Here is a 19,871-nt window from a genome sequence, read left to right on the forward strand (position 1 = left end):
TTCAGGCCACCGCCCGTGACATGCTGCACAGCACGTCGCGTACCGCCAGCGGCGCTGGCGCCAGCTCGCACAGTTGCACGCCCGCCAGCGCCGGTACTGGCTCAAGGCGCCCGGGCGCATGCAGGTACACCGGCAGTTGCCCCTCGCCCTGGTGCAACTCGCTGTGGCGGGCAATCAGGGCTTGCAGGGCCTGGTCACTGTCGCTGCAGCCCTGGGCGCTGACGTGCTGCCAGGCGCCGTTCTGCGCCAGCAGGCAGACGCTGCGTTGCGGCTCGGCCAGGACGAAGAGAAAGTCGCCCTGCCCCAGTTGCTCGGCAAAGTGGTTGTAGGCCGCCATCAGGTAAGGCCGCGTCGAGCGCAGGCGTAGCCCGAGGTTGCGGCACAGGGCCTCAAGCTGATCGAGCAAGGCCTGCGGCGTGGCGCTGGCGATGCGCGGGCAACCGCCGGCTTCGGGGGATACGACAATGCGCCAGCCTTCCAGGCTCTGCCCGTAATGCGCCTCGAAACAGGCGCGGGCGTACTGCTGCAACTCGTCCGGGCGGCTGATGGCGGCGCTCCAGGGCACCAGGCAGAAGCGGCTGTACTGGGCCGAGAGCAACACCTGCAACTGCGCACCCTTGCCGGCATGTTCAACCAGCAGGTGCTGCAGCGACTCCACGGCCACGGCCCAGGCCAGGCTGCGCTCGGCGATAAAGTCCAGGCTGGCGAGCCAGCGTTGCTGTTGACCCTGGCGTTGGCACAGGCCCACACCCTGGGCGCCGAGCACGGCGATAAAGCGATCAGGCGATAAAAGTGACACGATTGATCTCCTCCAGGGTGGTCCGGCCATCACGCACCAGCTCCAGCGCCGAGCTGCGCAGCAGGCGCAAGCCGCGTTGGCAGGCCAGGGTCTTGATTTGCGCCAGGGGCTTGCGCTCGACGATCATCTGGCGCAGGTCGTCATCCAGGTGCAGCAGCTCGGCAATCGCCGTGCGCCCGCGATAGCCGCTGCCCCGGCACTGGCCGCAGCCACTGCCGTGAACGAAGCGGTAATGGCCGACCTGGCCGGGCTCAAGGCCCGAGGCGACGAGTTCTTCATGGCTGGGTTGCTGGGCAGCGGCGCAATGCGGGCACACCAGGCGAATCAGGCGCTGGGCCAGCACGGCGTTGAGCGCCGAGACAAAGCTGTAGGGGTCGACCTGCATCTGGCTGAAGCGGCCGATCACATCGAAGACGTTGTTGGCATGGATGGTGGTGAACACCAGGTGCCCGGTGAGTGCCGACTGCACGGCGATTTGCGCGGTGTCCGGGTCGCGGATTTCGCCGACCATGATCTTGTCCGGGTCGTGGCGCAGGATCGAGCGCAGGCCGCGGGCGAAGGTCAGGCCTTTCTTTTCATTGACCGGGATCTGCAGCACCCCCGGCAACTGGTACTCCACCGGGTCTTCGATGGTGATGATCTTGTCTACGCCGTGGTTGATCTCGCTGATCATGGCGTAAAGGGTGGTGGTCTTGCCGCTGCCGGTGGGGCCGGTGACCAGGATCATCCCGTAGGGTTCGCTGGCCAGCCGGCGCAGGCTGCGCAAGGTCTGCTGTTCAAAGCCCAGGGCCTGCAACTGCACGCCGCTGACGCGATCGGCCAGGTCCTGTTTGTCGAGCACCCGCAGCACCGCGTCTTCGCCGAAAATGCTCGGCATGATCGACACCCTGAAATCGATCTGCCGGGCGCTGATGCCGATCTTGAAGCGGCCGTCCTGGGGCACGCGTTTCTCGCCGATGTCAAGCTCAGCCATGACCTTGATCCGCGAGATCACCTGGTCGGCGAACTCGCTGCCACTGACCTTGCTGATGCTGTTGAGTACGCCGTCGATGCGGTACTTGATCACCAGGCCGCTGCCGGTCACGCCCAGGTGAATGTCGCTGGCGTGCATCTTCAGGGCATCGTAGAGGGTCGAGTTGACCAGCTTGACCACCCGGCTCTGGTCTTCGCTGATGCTGGCCAGCGACAGGCTCTGCAGGCTGTCGAGCTCGTTGGCGGTTTCGTTCTCGGTGTCCAGCGAATCGACCGCGTGGAAGCTCTCTTCGTGGCGGGCCAGAAAGCCCTTGAGCTCGGCGGCTTGCACCAGGTACAGCGGTGCGCCTTGCAGGCAGTCGTCGATCCAGGCCAGGCGGGCGTCGTCGAAGGGGTCGGCGAACACCCCGAGGGTCTGGCCATCATGCTGGAGTAGGATGAATTCGCGTTTCAGGCACTGGGCCAGGCTGACCCGCTCGAACAGCGGCGTGGCGGCGAACAGCGCCGGGCCGTCGAGCAGCGGGTAATGCAGGGTGGCGCCCAGGCACTGGACAAACGCTGCCGGCTCAAGGCCGCTGAGCGATTGCAGGGTATCGAGCAGACGCTCGCCGCTGAGTTCGGCACTGGCCCTGGCCTGGGCCAGCAGCGCGCGGCCAAGGGGCGCCGAGGTGCTGGCTACAACGGGAGGAACGAGCGACAACGGTTCCATGGCATGCTCTCCGACGCGGGGCGCGGAGAGCCTGGTTCAGCCCTGCTCGCGCGTTATTCCCCGGTGAGCAGCTGGTCGTCGTCGGGCCCCGGCGGCCGTGCGCCATTACGTCGGCGATCGGCCAGGACCCAGCTACCGTCGAACAACTGCAGGGGGAAACTCTCACTCCTGCTCTGGCGTCGTTCGACGAACCCTGTGTCCTTGTCGGCTGCGCGCCGGCTTTCTCGCTTGATGCCCATCAGGTCGAGGACTGCGCGGGCCAGTTCCGCCAGGGGAAAAGGCTTGAACAGGATATGGCTGACACCCAGTTGGCTGGCCCGCTCACGGACCTCGGCGGTCGGGTGGGCGGTGATCAGCACGAAATGACAGCGCGTACCTTGTTGGCGCACAGACTCCAGAACCTGAAAACCCTCCATATCGGGCAAGCGATAATCCAGCACGATCACGTCAGGGTTGGTGCGCTCGGCCAGGCCGATGGCACTTGCTCCGTCGTGGGCAACACGGACGTCCAGGTTCTTGCCTTGGGCTACCAGATACGCCTGGATATTGCCGGCAAGGGTCTGTTCGTCATCGACTACCAATACTGTGTTCACCAAGGTCCACTCCCTGAAGCATCGCTGGCCCGGTTTCCCGGCCCGGCACGAGTGCGGCCTTGTAGAGGCTTACGCATGCTTCGTGCCAGGCGTGATACGGCGCAAATCACTGTGCTATGTCGTTGATTCTGTAAGCATAGACGCAAACGGGTGCTAGCCCCTTCCCCAATCCCGGGGGACAGATGGCGTTTTGCCCCTAGCCCTGCCCCCAATAGTGGGGGCGGCGCTGCGCTCAGTCGATACGCTGCAGTTGACCGCTGTCGCGCAAGCGTTGCAACAACGCCTGACGCGCCTGCGTCTGCAGTTGATCGATAAGAAGGGTTTTAGCCATTGCAAGTCCTTGCTCCCGTTGGACAGGGTCGCCCTGGCTTTGGTTCTGCCCACCCGCAAAGGATTTCGCGTTGGCTTGATAGAACGCCGACACCTGCGCCGCGCTTGGCTCCGGCACGCGGCTGGCAGCCACGAATACCTGCTGCGCGGCCATCTCCTGACGGGTGTAAGCGGCAAAGCTCTGGGGGTCGAAACCGGCATCGGCCAGGCGCCGCTCGAACACTTCATTGCTGCCGAACGCCTGGCGCAGGTGGCCGATGCGCGCCTCGACCTCGGCATCACTGACCGCCACGCCCTGGCGCTGGGCCTCCTGCCACAGCAGCTCGCGGTCGATCAGGTCGTTCAGCGCCTGTTCGCGCAGGCGCTTGTACACGCTGGGGTTGCGGATACTGGTCAGCGCCCTGCCCTGGTCCTCAAGATACTCGGCAAAATAGCGCTCAAGGCGCATCTGGCTGATCTCCACGCCGTTGACCCGCGCCGCCGGCGGCCCGTCCGCGGCGTGCAGCGATACAGCCAACAGGCACAGCAGCAACGGCATCAGGCGGTTCATGGCGACCTCGTCTCAAGGACACTCTGGTAGGCGGCAACCGGATAGAACACCGGGCCGGGCATTTCAACGGTGACCACATGCGCACCGTTCAGGCCCTGACGCCGGCCCGGGCCAAAGCCCAGGGCCGGGGTCAGGCCGGTGTGCACGTCGTGCAGGCCTTCGAGGGCCTGGGTGAGTTTCTCGCGGCTGGCATCACGTCCGGCGCGCTTGAGCGCTTCTTCAAGCAATTGCATGGCGCACCAGGTACTGACCTGCAACAAGCCTTGGCGGCCATCCAGGCCCTGGCGCTGGCGCAGGGCGGTGAGCGCCTCACGGCCCTGGGCGGTCCAGTCGCTGGGGATGAACGGATAGGCCAGGAACACCCGCCGCGACCACGCCTGCGGTACCAGCAGCAGCTCGCTGGCGACCTGGCTTGAGGCGGCGAACAGGTAAGGCGTGCGCCCGGCCTGCTGCAAGGCGTCGGTCAGGCGGCTGAAAGCCGAGGCCTTGCCGAGATAGAACAGCGCCTGCCCGGTCGGCGCCTGCTGCTCGAAGGCCTCGACCTTGACCTGGCTCCAGCCGCGCGCCAGCAAGGCCTCGCGCAAACTGGCCGCCAGCGCGGCCTGGTTGGCCTCGGCATAAACGATAGTCACCTGGGCCTGCTGCAACGACAGGCTGCTTTGGGCATAGTCAGCCAGGCTCAGCAGTTGCTCGCGCAGCCCAGGCAAGGGGTCGAACACCTGGCGGCTGCCGGCCAGCTGCGGGGCGGCGCCGATCAACGGCAGGCGCGCCTGCTCCAGGCGCACGGCCAGCGTGGCATCAAGGGCCCGCGCCATCGGCGCGACCAGGGCGAATACCCGCTGCTGGTCGATCAGTTGCGCCAGCGCCTGCTCGGCACTGGCCTGGTCGGGGCCGGGGTCGAGGTTGACCAGCTGCAAGCTGCGGCCATGAATGCCGCCCTGGCGGTTAATCTGCTCGATACGGTCGGCCAACACCGCCGCCACCACCCGCGCAGGCGCGGCCAGGGTGCCCTGGGTTGGCAGCAAGGTGCCCAGGCGCAGAGTCTGTTCCTCCAGCCCCGGGTCGCGGTCATCGGCCAGGCGCTTGAGGTAGGCACTGAGGTCGCGCTGGTCGGCCATGCTCAGGACAAAGCGCGGCATCGCCGGGTCCAGGCGGTTGCCGGCCGGGTCACGACCCTCCTGGATGGCGCGGGCCAGGCTCGCCTCGGTGTAGACCGGATAGCGGCGGCCATTGACCTCGCGCATGCCCTGCCCGCCGGCCAGGCGCTGCCAGTTCAACGACGGCGGACGCACTCCGCCCTCGGCCCGGCCCAGGCCATCGTTGCCGTGGCAACTGGCACAGGGTACGACGCTGGCCGGCACCAGCATGTCGGCGGCGCCGACCCGCGCCGACACCTGGGCATCGCTGCTCGACAGGCCTTCGCGGTACAGGCGCTTGCCGGCCTGCTCCTGCGGGCTGAGCTCGAGGGCGCTGGCCAGCGGGCTGACCAGCAGCACGCTCAGCAGCAGGCCGATAGCCAGGCGCGCGGTCATGGCTCAGCGCCCCGCCAAGGGTTGCGACAGCAGTTGCAGACGCTGGGCGATGGCTTGCGCCGGCGCGTCCGGGCGGATCTTGCTCCAGCGCTTGTTGGCCACGTCGCCGGCAATCAACTGGGTCGAATGCTGCTCGGGGCTTGGAATCAGGTGGCCCAGGCGCGCCAAGACTAGGTCCATCTGCGCCTTGTCACCGGTGAGGAACAGCCAGTTGGCGCTGTCCACCCCCTGTTTTTCGGCAAAGGCCTTGAGCACCGCCGGGGTGTCGTTCTGCGGGTCGCTGCTCAGGGAAATGAACGTGACCTTGCTGGCTGCGTCTTCGCCCAGGGCTTCGCGCACCTCGCGCAGCTTGCGGGTAATCAGCGGGCAGGCGTCATTGCAGTGGGTGAAGATCACATTGAGCAGCACCACGCGGTCTTTCAGGACGTCTTGGTAAAAGCGCAGGTTGCGGCCGTTCTGGTCCTGCAGCACGGTGTCGGTGAAGTACGTGCGGGCGTCGCGGGTCCCGCCCTCGGCCGTCGCCGGGGTGGCGTTGGGCGGTGGTGAGCCATGGCCTTCATGGGCCAGGGCCACTGCGCTGAGGATCCACAGGCACAGCGCCAGGGTCAACCAGTCGGTGCTGCGCATGCCACGGCTGACAGCGCTCATGGTTGCACCTCCTGGGCAATGGCGGTGTGCTTGGCGTGCACCCGGCGGGCGCTGAGGCGGTCGATCTCGCTGATCAGCAGCTGTGGGTCGGTAAAGCCGTAATAGCGCGTCCAGTGGCCGCTGTGGCCGTCACCGACAAGGATCAGCGGCGGATGCTGGCCAAGGTCGGCGCTGAAGCTGCCCAGGCCCTTGAGGGTTTCGTTGATGGCATACGGGGTACCGGTCAGCCAGCTCCAGCCCGGGCCGTTCTGGAACGTCTGGGCGTAGCCGAGCAGGCGCTTGGGATCATCGCGCTGCGGGTCGACGCTGATCGACACCAGTTGTACTTCGGTGCCGACCCGGCCGCCCAGCTGCTTCTGCACCTTGGCCATGATCGAGGAAACCACCGGGCACACCGTGGTGCAACTGGTGTAGATAAAGCCCATGACCACCAGGTGATCGGCCACCAGGTCCTTTTCCAGGCGCACCGGCATGCCGTTCTGGTCGAGCAACGAGACATCGGCAAAGCGCACCGAGGTCTTTTCCTGGTGGGCGGCGGGCGCGCCATGGCCGCTGTGGTCGACACCGTTGTGGGCCTGGGCGATACCGCAACTGGCGGCGAGCAGGCAGAGGCTGAACAGTCTGCAGCGATCGAGCAGTTTCATTGCACACTCCTTGGTCCGGCGTCGGATGCTTGCTGTGCGCCGGCGGGCATTACCCGCAGGCTGGTGTAGTTGTTCTCGGCAAAGCGCTTGCCCAGTGACGGCGCCTGCACGTGCAGGTACCAGGCACCGGCTTCAAGTTGTTCCAGCGGCGCCTCGTAGATGCCCTCGCCCACTTCGCGGACCACGCTGGTCCGGGCTCGCGAGGTGGGCGCGAGAAAGTAGCGCAGGCTCAGGTCCTTGATCCCGGTGCGCGGCGTGCCGTTGCCCTCGCTGATGCGAAAGCGCGCGATCAGCGGCCGGCCCTGGTCGACCACCGAGGGGCCGATAAGGAACTCCACCCGTGGCGTCTGCCGGTGCGGGGCGCTGCTGGAAGCCGCCACTTCGGTACTGAAGCAGTGAATGATCTGCGGCTGGTTGAGCAAAAAGGCGACATCGAAGGTACCGGCGGCCGGCAGCTTGATGGTCGAGCTGTACACCCCCGGCGCCACCTCGCGCAGGCTGCGGTCGATGACCAGCGCGGCGCGGGCGCTGTGGCCACGGTTGGCGTAGCCGGACATCGGCGCGTTCATGCCTTCGGCGTAGAAGTAGGTGGTGTTGTCCACCGGGTTGACCACAAACACCGAGTTCTCGTCGCGGGCCACGGTCAGGCCCTGGGCCAGCGGCAGGTCACCGGCCTGGCGCGGCGCCGCGGGCCCGGCTTCGAAGCCCTGAACGATCGGCTGGCGGCCTTCGCCGAGGCTGCTGAGGTTGATCATGCTGACCTTGGGCGAGGCCAGGCCGCGGACATAGGCATAGGCCTGGGTGAAGGTCAGCTGGTAGGGTTCGGCGGCCACCGGCAGGCTATGGATCAGCCGGTCGCTGCTGGCATCGATGACCATGGCCTGGCTTTGCAGGGTGTTGAGGACGATGCCGAAGCGCCCGTCATTGCTGAAGCGCATCGGCCCCAGGCCCTGCTTGCCTTCGATCAGGTGGCGCTGGGTGTGGCTGCGGGCATCGATGACGCTGATGCTGCCGTCGCGGCCATCGGCCACGTACACCGCCTGGGACAGCGGCGAATAAGCCACCGACAAAGGGTGCGAGCCGACCTTGAGGGTTTTCACCAGGCGCATCTCGCTGGCGTCGATCACGCTCAGGGTGCCGCTGTCGCGGTTGCTGACAAAGGCGTAGCGCGAATCGCTGCTAAAGGCGATTTCGTGGTGACCGGCGCCGGTGGCGAAAAACTTCAGAGTCTTGCGGCTGGGCACGTCGATCACTGTCACCCCGCTGCTCTGGGCGTCGCGGGCATTGTTGCCGACCCACAGCAGGCGCTGGTCGGGCTGCATCGCCAGGCGCAGCGGCTGCTTGCCGGCCGGCAGGTTGGCGACGCGCTGGAAGGTCTCGGTATCGATAAGCGCCACCTCGCCGCGCTCCGGCATCGACACGTAGACCTGCTTGTCATCCTTGCTCGCCACCCAGTCCATCGGTGTGCCCGGCAGTTCGATGCGCGCCAGGGTGCTGGTGACCCCGCCCACCGACACCGACGGATCAATCACCGTGAGGCTGGCGTCCTTGTTCAGCACCAGCAGGAAGTAGCTGTTCAAATCGAGCAAGGGCCGTGCGCCGATGCTGCTTTTGAGAAACAGCGCCACCCGTGCCTTGCAACTGGTGCTGCGGTCCTTGGCCGCTTCGCCGGTCAGCGCCGGGTCCAGCCAGGCGCCGGGGGATACCCCCGACAATGGCTGGCCGCTGTTCTGGTCGGTGATCTTGAAGCGCACATTGGCGAAGCTGCCTTCGGTCAAGGTCCCGCCGCTGCCCAGCGGCCGCGCCTCGAACTCGACGCTGACGCCGTCGCGGCTGAAGCTATGCAGGCCCTGGGGGTCACCTTCGGCCTGCTCGCTGCGCGGGTCGCACCACAGGCTTTCGTAACTCACCCCCAGGCCGATCAGGGTCAGGCCCACCAGCAGGCCCAGGTACAGCGGTCGATTCTTGTTGTTCATGACCTTCCCCTCACTCACTGTGCTGGCGGCGTGGCCGGTGGTGTTTCGTTGGTCACCCGCAGGATCCCCCACAACCCGGAGGCGTTGCCGTAGGCGGCGTAGTCGCGGAACAGGTAGTCACCCGGCACCGCGTTGCTGCCGCCGGCGCTAGGCAGCATGAAACTGAAGTGCGCGGCCGGCAGCACGCTCTCCTGGGCGCCGATGTACATGGCCTGCGGGTTGTAGCCAAAGCGCACCGAACCGATACCGGGCTGGTACATCGGGTAGCCACCGGGGTCGGCCTTCTCCGGCTGGTAGGCGTGCAGCGGCCACAGGTGCCCGTCGAGCTGGTAGGTAATGCCGCGGCTGCCGCCGGTGGGCATCAGCACGTGGTTGCGCAGTGGCTGGCCAGGCTTGGCCCAGAGCACCGGGGTTTGCGGATCGCCGCCGACCAGGGCGTTGCTGTAGGCCATGTGGGCATTGGCTACATCGGCCCAGCCATTGCCATCGGCATGGCCGAACGGCGCATCCGGGGCCAGGCCGAATCGGAACCACAACGGCTCGGTCTTGTAGTTGATGGCCATGTTCGAGTTGTCCTTCGGATCGCCCGGCACGCCGTTGCCTTCAGTGGCAATGCCCTCCACCGGCCGGCCATCGGCCCAGCGCATGTTCAGCGAGCGCTGCCAGAGGGTGGCGAAGTCGCGGTAGGCGGTTTGCCCCGGCACCTGCACGGTGGCCGAGGCGCGGCTGGCCGTGTCTTCGCTCCAGGTGGCACCCAGCGGCAGGATGCTCATGGCGCCGATCAAGCCCTTTTGCCCCTGCTTGATGACATCGGCCGGGGTGATGTTCAGGCCGCCGAACTCGATGGCGGTGGTGTTGATGTTGTCCACCGCACGGCCCATCTGCAGCACCGGCTTGCCTTCGCGCTCCAGGTGCCCGGCGTAGTACTGGTAGACCTTGCTCGGGTAGGCGCCGCTGTTGCCGGCCCGTGGCGGCACGGTCTGCACCGGGTTCTGGCCGACGTTAGCGCCGTCCGACTTGGTGATGTCGTAGGCCAGCAACTGGGCATGCAGGCCGACATGGCTGGAGGGCCGCATGAGGTTGTTGTTGAAGGCGGTGGAGCCTTCACTGCCATTGCGGTCGCGCTTGACCACGTTCTGCATCACGGCGGTACTCGGCAGGTCGGGCATTACCTGCGGCAGGCGGTTTTCCAGGGTGACCTTCAGGCACTCACCGGCAGCGGCGCGCAGCACCAGCGGCTCGATCGGCACACCGGGCTTGAGCTTGCCGGTGCCCGGGTCGAGGTCGGCCTTGCGCACATAGAGGATTGCCGTCGGGTCGTGCAGCGGGCCGCTGTGGCCGCCGATGGTGAAGGTCTCGCCATCTTCGGGGTCGGTCACCGTCACCTGCGGGATGCTGGTGCGCCGGCTGTTGTACACCAGGGTGCCGCCGTTGGCCTTGAGCGGGCCGCCGACGTGCTGGCCGGCGCCGGCCGGGTCGGTGATGCTCACACCCAGCGAGTTGCCGAGGATATCGTTGGCCAGGGCGGCGACGACTTCATAGCTGCGCTGCACCGTTGGCCGGGTGCCGATGCCATTGGTGTTGGCGGTAAAGCGCGGGCAGATGCCGTCGAATGCCACGGTATTGCGCGCCGCCATCGGCAACGGGTTGTTGGGCAGGGCAAACAGGTCGTTGCGGCTGTTGCTGTAGTTGCGCATAACGCCCCAGATGCCATTCCAGTAGCCTTCGTGGGCGGCGTCCAGCGAATACAGGTAGTCACCGTTGGGCGCCGACGCGCTGGAGATCATCGACACCGGTGCCATGAAGCCCAGTTGCTCGGAGATCCCGACCATCTGCGAGGCCTTCCAGCCGGAGTTCGAGCTGTTGCCGAAGCCCGAGCCGTTCTGCAGCCATTTGACGCCATGCAGGGTCACGTTGTGTTCCTCTTCATGGCCACCGGCATGCATGCGCAGGCGCACGTTGTCGCCAGAGTAGGTGCGCAGCATCGGCGTGAACGGGTCGCCCGGCTCGGCCCCGGCGGCGTTGATGTGCGGCGGGAACAAGGTGGTGCCACCGGTTGGCCCCACAGCCGAGGTAACAGCCGCCGGCGACAGGTTCATCGCCGGGATGGCGCGGTCGGTGCGGCTCTGCATGGCATAGGCGAGATCGCCGGCCAGGCCGTCGGCCTGCATGCCGCGCTTGCCGTCGGGGGCGACCTTGTTGGGGTCGTAGACACGCAGGGCCAGCGGCTCGTTGCGGTAGTTGACGACGAACATCCCCGGGTCATCCACCGAGATCGCCTGCGGGCACGGCCGGCTCGGGCAGCCCGGGTTGAGCCCGCCGCGCGACTCGACCACCGATTCCAGCAGGTTCGAAGCCTTCTGCCGCACCGGCGGGTTGATCGCATAGCGGAAGCTGTCGGCGCTGGCCGGGTAAGCCTGGGCATTGGGGATGCCGTCCGGGCCGGCACCCACGTAAACACCGGCCTCATAGGCGTGCTGGAAGTCGCTGTACTCGAGGAAAAACTCGCGGTAGCTGTCGTTGCGCCCGTCACCGTCAAGGTCGCCGGTTTTCACCACCGCCTGCCACGAGGTCGGCCCGCCGTCTTCGCGCAGGGCACTGTTGTACAGCAGCTCGCCGGTTTCGGCGTGGTACCAGGTAGAGCCGGCAGGCTCGGCCAGCACGGTGGCGTACAGGCCCAGTTGCTGGTGGGTCGATGGGCCGAGGTGGTCGTGGGTAAAGATGGTGCCCAGGCCACGGTCGACGTTATGCACGTTGACCACCGGGTCGACGAACCAGCGCTGCATGGCCGTGCGTGCGCCCAGCCAGTCGGCGCGCCCGTAGCGGCCGAAGAACGGGTGCGCCTTGGCCACCGGGCACTCGGCCGTGCCTTCGCGCGGGTCGCCGGCGCGGCACTCGTTGAACTCGCGAATCGCGTGGATACGCTCGACCACGGTGCCAGGGGAAAGGATACCGTCCTCGTAGTTCCAGCCGTTGGCCGAGCCATCGGCGGCGGTCAGGTCCCATTTTGGCAGGTGGATGTGCTGGCCGATAACGTCGGTTGGCGTACGCACCTGGTAGTCGTCCATTTCATAGTACGAGGGGATCAGGTTGGTGTGCTGGTACATCACGCAGTCGAAGGTGTTCATGCGCATCACCAGCGGCTCCGGTGGGCGCTGCTTGTTGATCACCGCCCAGGCGTCTTCCCAGAGGCTGATGATCCGCGCCTGCGGGAAGTGGTAGCCGACCTTGTTGTACACCGCGTCGAACTGGATGTTGGCGCCCTTGTAGATGCGCGGGCGGTCGGCGGTGAAAGTCGAGCTGCCGGTAAAGCTCATGCCGTCCAGGCGCTCGCCGCTGTTGAACTCACCGGCGCCGGACAGTTGGGTCAGGCGCTTGGCGCGGTCGTCCATGCACGGCTCGTAGTACGGCGCGCCGGCAGTGGGTGCGGCGCCGTTGGTGCGAAAGTTGCGCGCCACGGTCTGCTTGCCGGGCAGCACGGCGTAGCTTGGGTGCTCCAGCTTGGAATGGAAGCTCATCGCTGCCTGTTCGACGTCGGTACCCTCCTCGGGCAGGAACACCGCCTTGGCCTTGGTGATGGCCTTGGTGAAGTCCAGCGCAGTGGTGGTCACCAGCGCCTCGCCGCCGGCCGACAGGCCGTCCAGGGCATGGCGTGGCAGGCCGCCGTCCCAGCCACCGACCTGGGCCGGGTCGAGGTTGGCCCACAGGGCGTTGCCGGAGTTTTTCAACTGTTGCGCCTTGGCCGGGTCGAGCATGTCCAGCGGCGGGGTTGGCGGGCGCTGGCCGACGGTGTTTTCCATGCCGCCGATCCAGAACGGGAAGCCCGGGTTCTTCAGGCTGCCGTCGGCGTTGCGGTTGGCCTCGCTGCGATCGACCAGGGCCAGCGAGCCGACTGCGCGCGGCGCGGCGTCGTCATGGCCAGCGTCATCATCGCCCTCTTCTTGCTCATCGTCGTCATGGTTTGCGCCAACCAGGGTTTGCGCCAGCTTGGGAATCACCGCGACCTTGCCGGGCATCGGCGCCATGGCCTTGCCGGGCAACGGCACGATGGCCGGGATTGGCGTACCGGCGACGATCTCGCCGTCCGGCAAGGCCCGGGCGCCCGCGGCCGGCTTGCCGCTGCGCAAGGCGAACGGCACGCTGTGATAGCCGTTTTCGCTCTGCCCGGAGACTTCCAGGCGGGTGCCTTCTTCGAACACATCGTGGACCCGCCACATGCTCCACATACCCTGGGCAAAGTGCGGGTAGAAGTGGCAGTGATAGATCGCATCGCCGGCCACGCGGTTACGGTTGCCCGAGCCGCCGTTGGCGATTTCGTAGGTGTAGCCGACACCCGGGCCGATGCCCTGGGCGTCGACATAGTCGGAGTTGTCGTCATTGGGGTTGAACAGCCACTGGTGGCCGTGCAGGTGAAAGATGTGCTGCTCGTGGCCGTTGTGGGTGTTGCGGAACTTGACCATGTCACCGATGTAGCTGTGGTTGACGTTGGCCGGTTCCGCCGGGTACAGGGCCATGGTCGCCTTGACCCCGACCTGCTCGGCGCTCGGGGTCTGGCCCGGGCGGATGTTCTCCAGGCCGACGTTAGCCGGTACGTCCACCAGCATCGCCACGTCGCCGACGGTGTGCGAACTCAAGAAGAACTCTTCATAGGCGCATGACAGGCAGTCATGCATCGGCCCCACGCCCAGGCGGTTGGCCACAACCTCGGCGCCCATGCCGCCGGAGCCATAGTTGATCATGAACGAGTCGCGGGTCGGCTCCAGCACATGGCCCATTACCGGGTCTGCCCAGTAACCGGGGAAGGCCTGGGTCGAGGCGGCTTCGTCGGTGAACTGCGCGGCGAAATCACGGAACGGCTCCAGGCGGTTGGGGATCGCCGGGTTGCGTTTGCCGATGCTTTCCAGCGGGTAGGTCGAGGCCGGGAAACTGCCATCGGCGTTGGGGCCCATGACAATTGCGTCGGACTCGCTGGAGATGATCTCGTTGCCATCGGTCATGGCAATGATCGGCGAACCGGCCTTGCCTTCGCGGATCCACGGCTCCTGCTGCGGGTAGCGCGCCTGGTAGTCGACGATCGGCTGGCCGGTGGGGGTGCGGCCGCTGCTGCTCAGGCGCATCTCTTCTTCGGTCAGGGTATTACGGAAGGTGCGCCCACCTTTGGGCACCACCACCACCTGGCCGAACAGGCCATTGGCGACGTTGCCGGCACCGCCCTCGCCGCCAAAGGTCGCGCCCTGGCTGGTGGCGGCAAACGCGCCTTCACGCTCGGCGTAAAGGGTGTAGGAACGGCTGGCGCCGGGGGCGATCAGGAAGTTGCCGTTGCGCCCGGTATTGGCGGCGATGTCACCGATACTGTTGACCGCCTGCATGCCGTTGACCTGAAAACCGACATGACGGTCGCTGACCTGCTCGTCGGCGACAAAATGCTCGCCGCCCTGCTCGTTGCCCTCGCCGGCTTCGTTCTCAGCGCCTTCGTTTTCCTCGCCTTCGACCTCGTTCTCTTGCTCGTGGTCGATGCCGTGCTTGTTCGGGTTGGCCTGGTAGGCCAGCAGGTTTTGCAGGTTGATGGTCAGGCAGTCGCCCGCCGCCACCCGCAGCACGATCGGCCGCGGGCGTTTGTCCGGGCGCAGGCTGACCTTGCCCGGTACCGCGGCGCCGCCAGTGGCCAGCGACACCTGGTGCTCGTCGACCACGTCGCGGCGCAGGGCGAACATCATGCCGTTGGCATTCTGCGCACCGAGGCGGTTGAACATCAGTGGCTGATCGAGCGCCACCACATTGGCCACCAGATTGCGCTCGCAGCGCACGGCAGCTTCGCTGAGCGGTTGCCAGGCAAGGCTGGCGGCCGCAAGCAGCAGTGAAGTCAGGACTGAGCCTTTGATTGGAGTCATCATGGCGTGCCTCGGGGGTGCAAGGGGACTCTGGAGGGGCCGGAGCAAGGCCCATGCCAAATTATTTATTGTTGTTTTTCAGTAGCTTATAAAGCTGAATGAATCTTGATTGGGGGTGATTCCCCGGTATTCCCCACTAATCGGGGGTTGCCTCATCGAGGGGCAAGCCCGCTCCCACAGGTTTTGCGATTACAAAGGCGCATCCACCGCCAGGCCCTGCAGCCGCCGGTACTGGCGCAGCACCTTGGGCACGTAGCGCTGGGTTTCGGCAAACGGCGGTACTACCCGACCGCGACGCAGCACCGCATCTGGCCCGGCGTTGTAGGCGGCCACGGCCAGGGTGATGTCGTTGTCGAACAGGGTCAGCATGCGCTTGAGGTAGCGCGCCCCGCCCTGCACGTTCGCGGCCGGGTCGAGGACATTCTTCACGCCCATTTCCTTGGCGGTGTCGGGCATCAGCTGCATCAGCCCGGCCGCGCCGCTGGTCGAGCGGGCGTTGGGGTCGTAGCGCGATTCGGCCTGGATCACTGCGTGCAGCAAGGCCGCCGGCAGGTCGTTGGCCTGCGCCGCTGCCGCCACCACTTCGGCGTAGGGCATGCCGGTGATCAGTTGCGGGCCGTTGCTGGCCAGGCTCACGGCCTCGCTGATGACCCGCTGGTAGGTTCGCCCCGGCCGGTGGACGTTGCTCAACACATAGCTACCATCGGCCTTGATCGAGATGTACACATCGGCCTGAGCCGGATTGCCTGTGGCCAGCCAGGCCAGGATTGCCGCAGTGAGCCAGCGCATCGTGCCACCCTCCCCGTTGCGTCCCCCAGAAAGTGGGGCATATGCCCCGATTGCCAGGGCGTTACCCTTTTGACGCAAGCACTGTGCCGCCTTGCCAGGCCCGTGCGGCAAAGGCCCGGCGCAGACGCGCACGGCAATTGCATAAGGCCTTGCAGCGCACCTGTGGAGGGCCTGGCTATGAACAACAACCATCGCGCGCAACGCGGCTTCACCCTGCTCGAACTGCTGGTAGTCCTGGTCGTGCTGGGCCTCTTGGCCGGCATCGTTGCCCCCAAGTACTTCAGCCAGTTGGGGCGCTCGGAGGCCAAGGTCGCCCGGGCGCAGATCGAAGGCCTGAGCAAGGCCCTGGACCTGTACCGGCTGGAAGTGGGGCATTACCCCAATTCCGAGCAAGGCCTGCAGGCACTGGTGGCGGCACCCAGCGACGAGACCCGCTGGTCGGGCCCGTACCTGCAGAAAAAGGTCCCGCAAGACCCCTGGGGGCGTAACTACATCTACCGCCAGCCCGGTGAAAACGGTGAGTACGACCTGCTGTCGATGGGCAAGGACGGCCAGCCCGGCGGCGATGGCGAGAATGCCGAGATCACCAGTTGGCAATAACCGGAGGGCTTGCGCATGCGCTATGAACTCAAGGCCCTGGGCAAGGCCGGGGTGGTCTTGCTCCAGGTCGACGCCCAGGACCCGGGCCAGGCCCGCGAGCAGGTCGAGCAGCAAGGCTTGCGGGTGGTCAGCGTGCGCAGTTGCCAGCGCCTGGCCGGTCTGCGCTGGCGGCGTGGCGAGGGGTTCAACCTGGTGCTGTTCAGCCAGGAGCTGACCACCCTGCTCAATGCTGGCCTGCCGCTGATCGACGCCCTCGAGAGCCTGGCCGAAAAAGAGACCGCGCCCCAGGCACGCAAGACCCTCGGCGAACTGGTGCGCCTGCTGTATGAAGGCAAGTCGTTCTCCCAGGCCCTGGCGCAGTTGCCCAGCGTGTTCCCGCCGCTGTACGTGGCGCTGGTGCAATCGAGCGAGAAGACCGGCGCCCTGGGCGATGCCCTCGGCCGCTATGTTGCCTACCGCCAGCGCATGGACGAAGTGCGCCAGAAGATCATCAGCGCCTCGATCTACCCGCTGCTGCTGTTGCTGGTCGGCGGCGGCGTGGTGCTGTTTCTGCTCGGCTATGTGGTACCGCGCTTCAGCCTGGTGTTCGAAGGCCTGGGCACCGAGCTGCCGTGGATGTCACGCTGGCTGATGCAGGCCGGGATGTTCCTGCACGCGCATCAGCTGGCCATGGCCAGCAGCTTTGGGCTACTCATGGCGCTGCTGTTCATGCTGCGTCGCGAGCCGCGGGTGCGGCGCTGGCTGAACCGCCAGCTGGAACGCCTGCCGGCCCTGCACAAACGCCTGGTGATGTATGAGCTGGCGCGGTTCTACCGCTCGCTGGGGATCCTCCTGCAGGGCGGCATCCCGATTCTCACCGCCATGGCCATGGCCCGCGGCCTGCTCGGCGCGGCCAGTGGCCTGCGGCTGGAGCAGGCCTGTGAACGGGTCAAGGAAGGCCAGTCGCTGTCGGCGGCGCTGGAGGCCGGGCACCTGGTGACGCCAGTGTCGTTGCGCCTGCTGCGCGCTGGCGAGCAGTCGGGCAACCTCGGGCAGATGATGGAGCGCAGCGCCGACTTCTACGACGAAGAGATCAGCCGCTGGATCGAGTGGTTCGTGCGCCTGTTCGAGCCGCTGCTGATGACCTTCATCGGCCTGCTGATCGGCCTGATCGTGATCCTCATGTACATGCCGATCTTCGAGCTGGCCTCGAGCATCCACTAGCGCAACGCGTGACAATCCAGGGCCCTTGCTGTATAGATTCGGCCACCAAGGGGAGCCCGGCAACGGGCTGAGAAACCGCTGGCATGTGCAGCGCGGTGACCCTTCGAACCTGATCCGGATCATGCCGGCGAAGGGATGGGTATTGTGCACCTGCCTTTTTGCCGGCCTCACTGCGGGGCCGACCATGCCAGACATCACCGGCCCCGCTGTCGTCACGATAAAAAGGACAACAGCATGACCGCGCGCTTCACCGACAGCCTTCGCCAGCAAAGCGAGCCGAGCTGGACCCAGTGCATCGAACACCGCTTCGTCAATGAACTGCTCGACGGCAGTCTGGCCGACCCTGTGCTGGTCAACTACCTGATCCAGGATCACCGTTTCATCGATGCGTTCCTGACCCTGCTCGGCGCCGCCATCGCCAGCGCCGATACCTTCGAGGCGCGGATTCGCCTGGGGCGCTTTACCGGGGTGATCGCCGGTGAAGAGAACACCTACTTCCTACGCGCTTTCGAAGCCCTGGGCGTCAGCGAGGCGCAGCGCCTTGAGGCACCGGACTCAGCGCCGACCGCAGGCTTCAAGGCGATCATGCGCGAAGCCGCGGCCACCCGCTCCTACGCCGCCGCCCTGGCGGTGCTCAACGTCGTCGAGGGCCTGTACCTGGACTGGGCGCTGCGGGCCAACAAGCAACTGCCGCCGCGCTTCGAGCACGCCGAGTGGATCACCCTGCACGACAACCCGGCGTTCCAGGATTTTGTCGCCTTTCTGCGCGCCGAGCTGGACCGCGTCGGGCCTGCACACGCACAGGTCAGCCGCGACTTCTTCCTGCGCAGCGTGGCGCTGGAACAGGCGTTTTTCGACGCCGCCTACGACATTGAGGGCTAAACCATGGATATCTTCGAGCGCCTGAAACAGGCCGCCAGCGCCGACTGGCACAGCTACGTCGAGCACGACTTCGTTCGCCAGATGGGCGCCGGCACCCTGGCGCAACCGGCGTTTCGCAAGTACCTGGTGCAGGACTACCTGTTCTTGATCCAGTTCGCCCGCTCCTGGGCCCTGGCCGCCTACAAGAGCCGCACCCTCGCCGACATTCGCGCCGCCCAGGCGGGGCTGGCGGCGATTCTCGACGAAACCGAGCTGCACGTGCGCCTGTGCGAGCGTTGGGGGCTGTCGGCCGACGACCTCGCGGCGACACCGGAGCACCAGGCCACTGTCGCCTACACCCGCTTCGTGCTGGACTGCGGCGCCGCCGGCGACCTGCTGGACCTGCACGTGGCCCTGGCGCCGTGCGTGATCGGCTACGCCGAAATCGGCCGCAACCTGACCCCCGACGGCGTTCAGGCACTGGGCGATCATCCTTACCGCGAGTGGATTGGCGAATACGCAGGCGCCGGCTACCAGGGCGTGGCCACGGCTGCCCGCGCGCACTTGGATGACCTGGCCGCGCGAACCATGACCGAGCGCCGCTTCGAGGAACTGGTCAAGGTCTTCGCCCAGGCCTCACGGCTGGAAGCCGACTTCTGGCAGATGGGGCTGGATGCGGCTGGACAGTAAGGGTTAAAGATTCCACAGGTCAGTAATCGTAGCGATCCACCGCCCGCCGCCGCTCGTTGTCATCGCGCATGTCGTAGTTGGCGGTGGTCTGGATGTTGGTGTGGTGGGCCAGCTTTTGCGCGATCGACAGGTCATGCTCTTCGATCACCCGGGTGATGAACGAGCGGCGAAAATCGTGGGGCATGATCTTTACCCCTACTTGAGTGCCGCGCTGGCGAGCGATGTAGTAGATCGCGTGCTTGGTGATGCGCTCGCGGGTGATGTGGCTGCCACGGCGGATACGGTTGAACAGGAACTCGTCGTCGGCCTGCCCTTCAGGCAATTGCTCGCGGCGAAACGCCAGCCAGGCGTTGAGCTTTGCAAACGCCCAGGGCGGCGCGTACTTGATCAGTTGCTTGTTGCCCTTGCCCAGCACCTGCAGGCTGCGTTCGCTGAAGTCAACCTGGCTGAGGGTCAGGTTGACCGACTCGGACTTGCGCATACCGGTGCCGTACAGCAAGGCGATCACCGCCGCATCGCGCAACCCCTGCGGGCGCGGGTCGGCAGCGCAGGCGTCCATCAGCTCGCGAATCAGGCTGCGCTTGAGGTTGCGCCCGGCCGGCAGGCGCGTGCCCTGGGTCGGCTTGACCGTGCGGATCTTGAGCAACTGCTCCTGGCTGATCAGGCTCAGGCGCCAGGCCTCGTTCATTACCCCGCGTACCGCGTTGACGTACAGCGACGAGGTGTTCGGCGCATAGCCATCGACGCGCAAGGCCGCCACCAGCGCGGTGACATGCCCGGGCTCGAGCTGGTGCCAGGGCACCTCGGCGATGTCGCAATCCTCGAAGCCCAGGCGGTCGGCAGCATCCTGGAGGATGTACTTCATGGTCAGCTGGCTGGACGGCGCCAGGCGGGCGAGGTATTGCAGCAAGGGGTTTTGCAGTGAATCGGACAAACCGGGAATCCTGTAGAGCGCAGCTGAGGTCAGGGGCCTGCAACGGGCCAGTCTGACTCGTGACAACACCGTGGCCACTGACCTGCATCACAATCAGGTCATTGATTGGCAAGTCTTTTTAGCCACGGCAAGAATCCCGATAGTACCTCA

Annotated in this window: 15 protein-coding genes and 1 riboswitch; of the genes, 4 read left to right on the forward strand and 11 right to left on the reverse strand. The window is 66.2% G+C overall.

Going from position 1 to position 19,871, the window contains the following annotated elements; all coding sequences use genetic code 11:
- Window position 1: 1 nt before the first annotated feature.
- From LOY54_RS14695 to LOY54_RS14740, 10 genes are all read right to left on the reverse strand, one after another.
- A complete protein-coding gene (locus LOY54_RS14695; RefSeq protein ID WP_258606891.1) occupies window positions 2–829 on the reverse strand; it encodes a hypothetical protein in 828 nt (275 codons plus the stop codon).
- The gene (locus tag LOY54_RS14700) at window positions 780–2,480 is read right to left on the reverse strand and encodes a GspE/PulE family protein (RefSeq protein WP_258606892.1); all 1,701 of its coding nucleotides are present in this window, start codon (window positions 2,478–2,480) and stop codon (window positions 780–782) included. The genes LOY54_RS14695 and LOY54_RS14700 overlap by 50 nt, the downstream gene beginning before the upstream one ends.
- Window positions 2,481–2,533: 53 nt before the next feature.
- Window positions 2,534–3,076: a response regulator gene (locus tag LOY54_RS14705; protein WP_258606893.1), complete on the reverse strand. Its 543-nt coding sequence runs from the start codon at window positions 3,074–3,076 to the stop codon at window positions 2,534–2,536.
- Window positions 3,077–3,305: 229 nt separating this feature from the next.
- Window positions 3,306–3,953 carry a SurA N-terminal domain-containing protein gene (locus tag LOY54_RS14710; RefSeq protein ID WP_258606894.1) on the reverse strand — a complete coding sequence of 216 codons (648 nt, stop codon included), beginning with the start codon at window positions 3,951–3,953 and terminating at the stop codon, window positions 3,306–3,308.
- On the reverse strand, window positions 3,950–5,485 hold the full coding sequence (locus LOY54_RS14715; protein WP_258606895.1) for an ABC transporter substrate-binding protein: 1,536 nt from the start codon (window positions 5,483–5,485) through the stop codon (window positions 3,950–3,952). The genes LOY54_RS14710 and LOY54_RS14715 overlap by 4 nt, the downstream gene beginning before the upstream one ends.
- Window positions 5,486–5,488: 3 nt before the next feature.
- Complete coding sequence (locus LOY54_RS14720; protein ID WP_258610719.1) at window positions 5,489–6,112, reverse strand: SCO family protein; 624 nt, start codon at window positions 6,110–6,112, stop codon at window positions 5,489–5,491.
- Window positions 6,113–6,129: 17 nt separating this feature from the next.
- Window positions 6,130–6,777: an SCO family protein gene (locus LOY54_RS14725; RefSeq protein WP_258606896.1), complete on the reverse strand. Its 648-nt coding sequence runs from the start codon at window positions 6,775–6,777 to the stop codon at window positions 6,130–6,132.
- On the reverse strand, window positions 6,774–8,753 hold the full coding sequence (locus LOY54_RS14730) for a YncE family protein (RefSeq protein WP_045198292.1): 1,980 nt from the start codon (window positions 8,751–8,753) through the stop codon (window positions 6,774–6,776). Before LOY54_RS14730 ends, LOY54_RS14725 begins: the two co-directional genes overlap by 4 nt.
- Window positions 8,754–8,767: 14 nt before the next feature.
- Window positions 8,768–14,647, reverse strand: a complete 5,880-nt coding sequence (mnxG, locus tag LOY54_RS14735; RefSeq protein ID WP_258606897.1) for a manganese-oxidizing multicopper oxidase MnxG — start codon at window positions 14,645–14,647, stop codon at window positions 8,768–8,770.
- A 186-nt stretch (window positions 14,648–14,833) separates the two neighbouring features.
- Window positions 14,834–15,433: a lytic transglycosylase domain-containing protein gene (locus LOY54_RS14740; RefSeq protein ID WP_195884251.1), complete on the reverse strand. Its 600-nt coding sequence runs from the start codon at window positions 15,431–15,433 to the stop codon at window positions 14,834–14,836.
- Window positions 15,434–15,610: 177 nt separating this feature from the next.
- Here LOY54_RS14740 and gspG point away from each other — a divergent pair, with 177 nt between their 5' ends.
- From gspG to tenA, 4 genes are all read left to right on the forward strand, one after another.
- Entirely contained in the window at window positions 15,611–16,033 is a 423-nt protein-coding gene (gene gspG / locus LOY54_RS14745) for a type II secretion system major pseudopilin GspG (protein ID WP_045198278.1), read from the forward strand.
- 15 nt (window positions 16,034–16,048) lie between these two features.
- The gene (locus LOY54_RS14750) at window positions 16,049–17,236 is read left to right on the forward strand and encodes a type II secretion system F family protein (protein WP_258606898.1); all 1,188 of its coding nucleotides are present in this window, start codon (window positions 16,049–16,051) and stop codon (window positions 17,234–17,236) included.
- A gap of 38 nt (window positions 17,237–17,274) precedes the next feature.
- Window positions 17,275–17,389, forward strand: a riboswitch (TPP riboswitch).
- Between the two features lie 81 nt (window positions 17,390–17,470).
- Complete coding sequence (locus LOY54_RS14755) at window positions 17,471–18,118, forward strand: TenA family protein (protein WP_258606899.1); 648 nt, start codon at window positions 17,471–17,473, stop codon at window positions 18,116–18,118.
- A 3-nt stretch (window positions 18,119–18,121) separates the two neighbouring features.
- The gene (gene tenA, locus LOY54_RS14760) at window positions 18,122–18,787 is read left to right on the forward strand and encodes a thiaminase II (protein WP_258593641.1); all 666 of its coding nucleotides are present in this window, start codon (window positions 18,122–18,124) and stop codon (window positions 18,785–18,787) included.
- A 19-nt stretch (window positions 18,788–18,806) separates the two neighbouring features.
- On the opposite strand, the gene xerC is transcribed toward tenA, so the two are convergent.
- Entirely contained in the window at window positions 18,807–19,721 is a 915-nt protein-coding gene (gene xerC / locus LOY54_RS14765) for a tyrosine recombinase XerC (RefSeq protein WP_258606900.1), read from the reverse strand.
- Window positions 19,722–19,871 lie beyond the last annotated feature (150 nt).

The organism is Pseudomonas sp. B21-032 (assembly GCF_024748965.1).
Taxonomy (GTDB): domain Bacteria; phylum Pseudomonadota; class Gammaproteobacteria; order Pseudomonadales; family Pseudomonadaceae; genus Aquipseudomonas.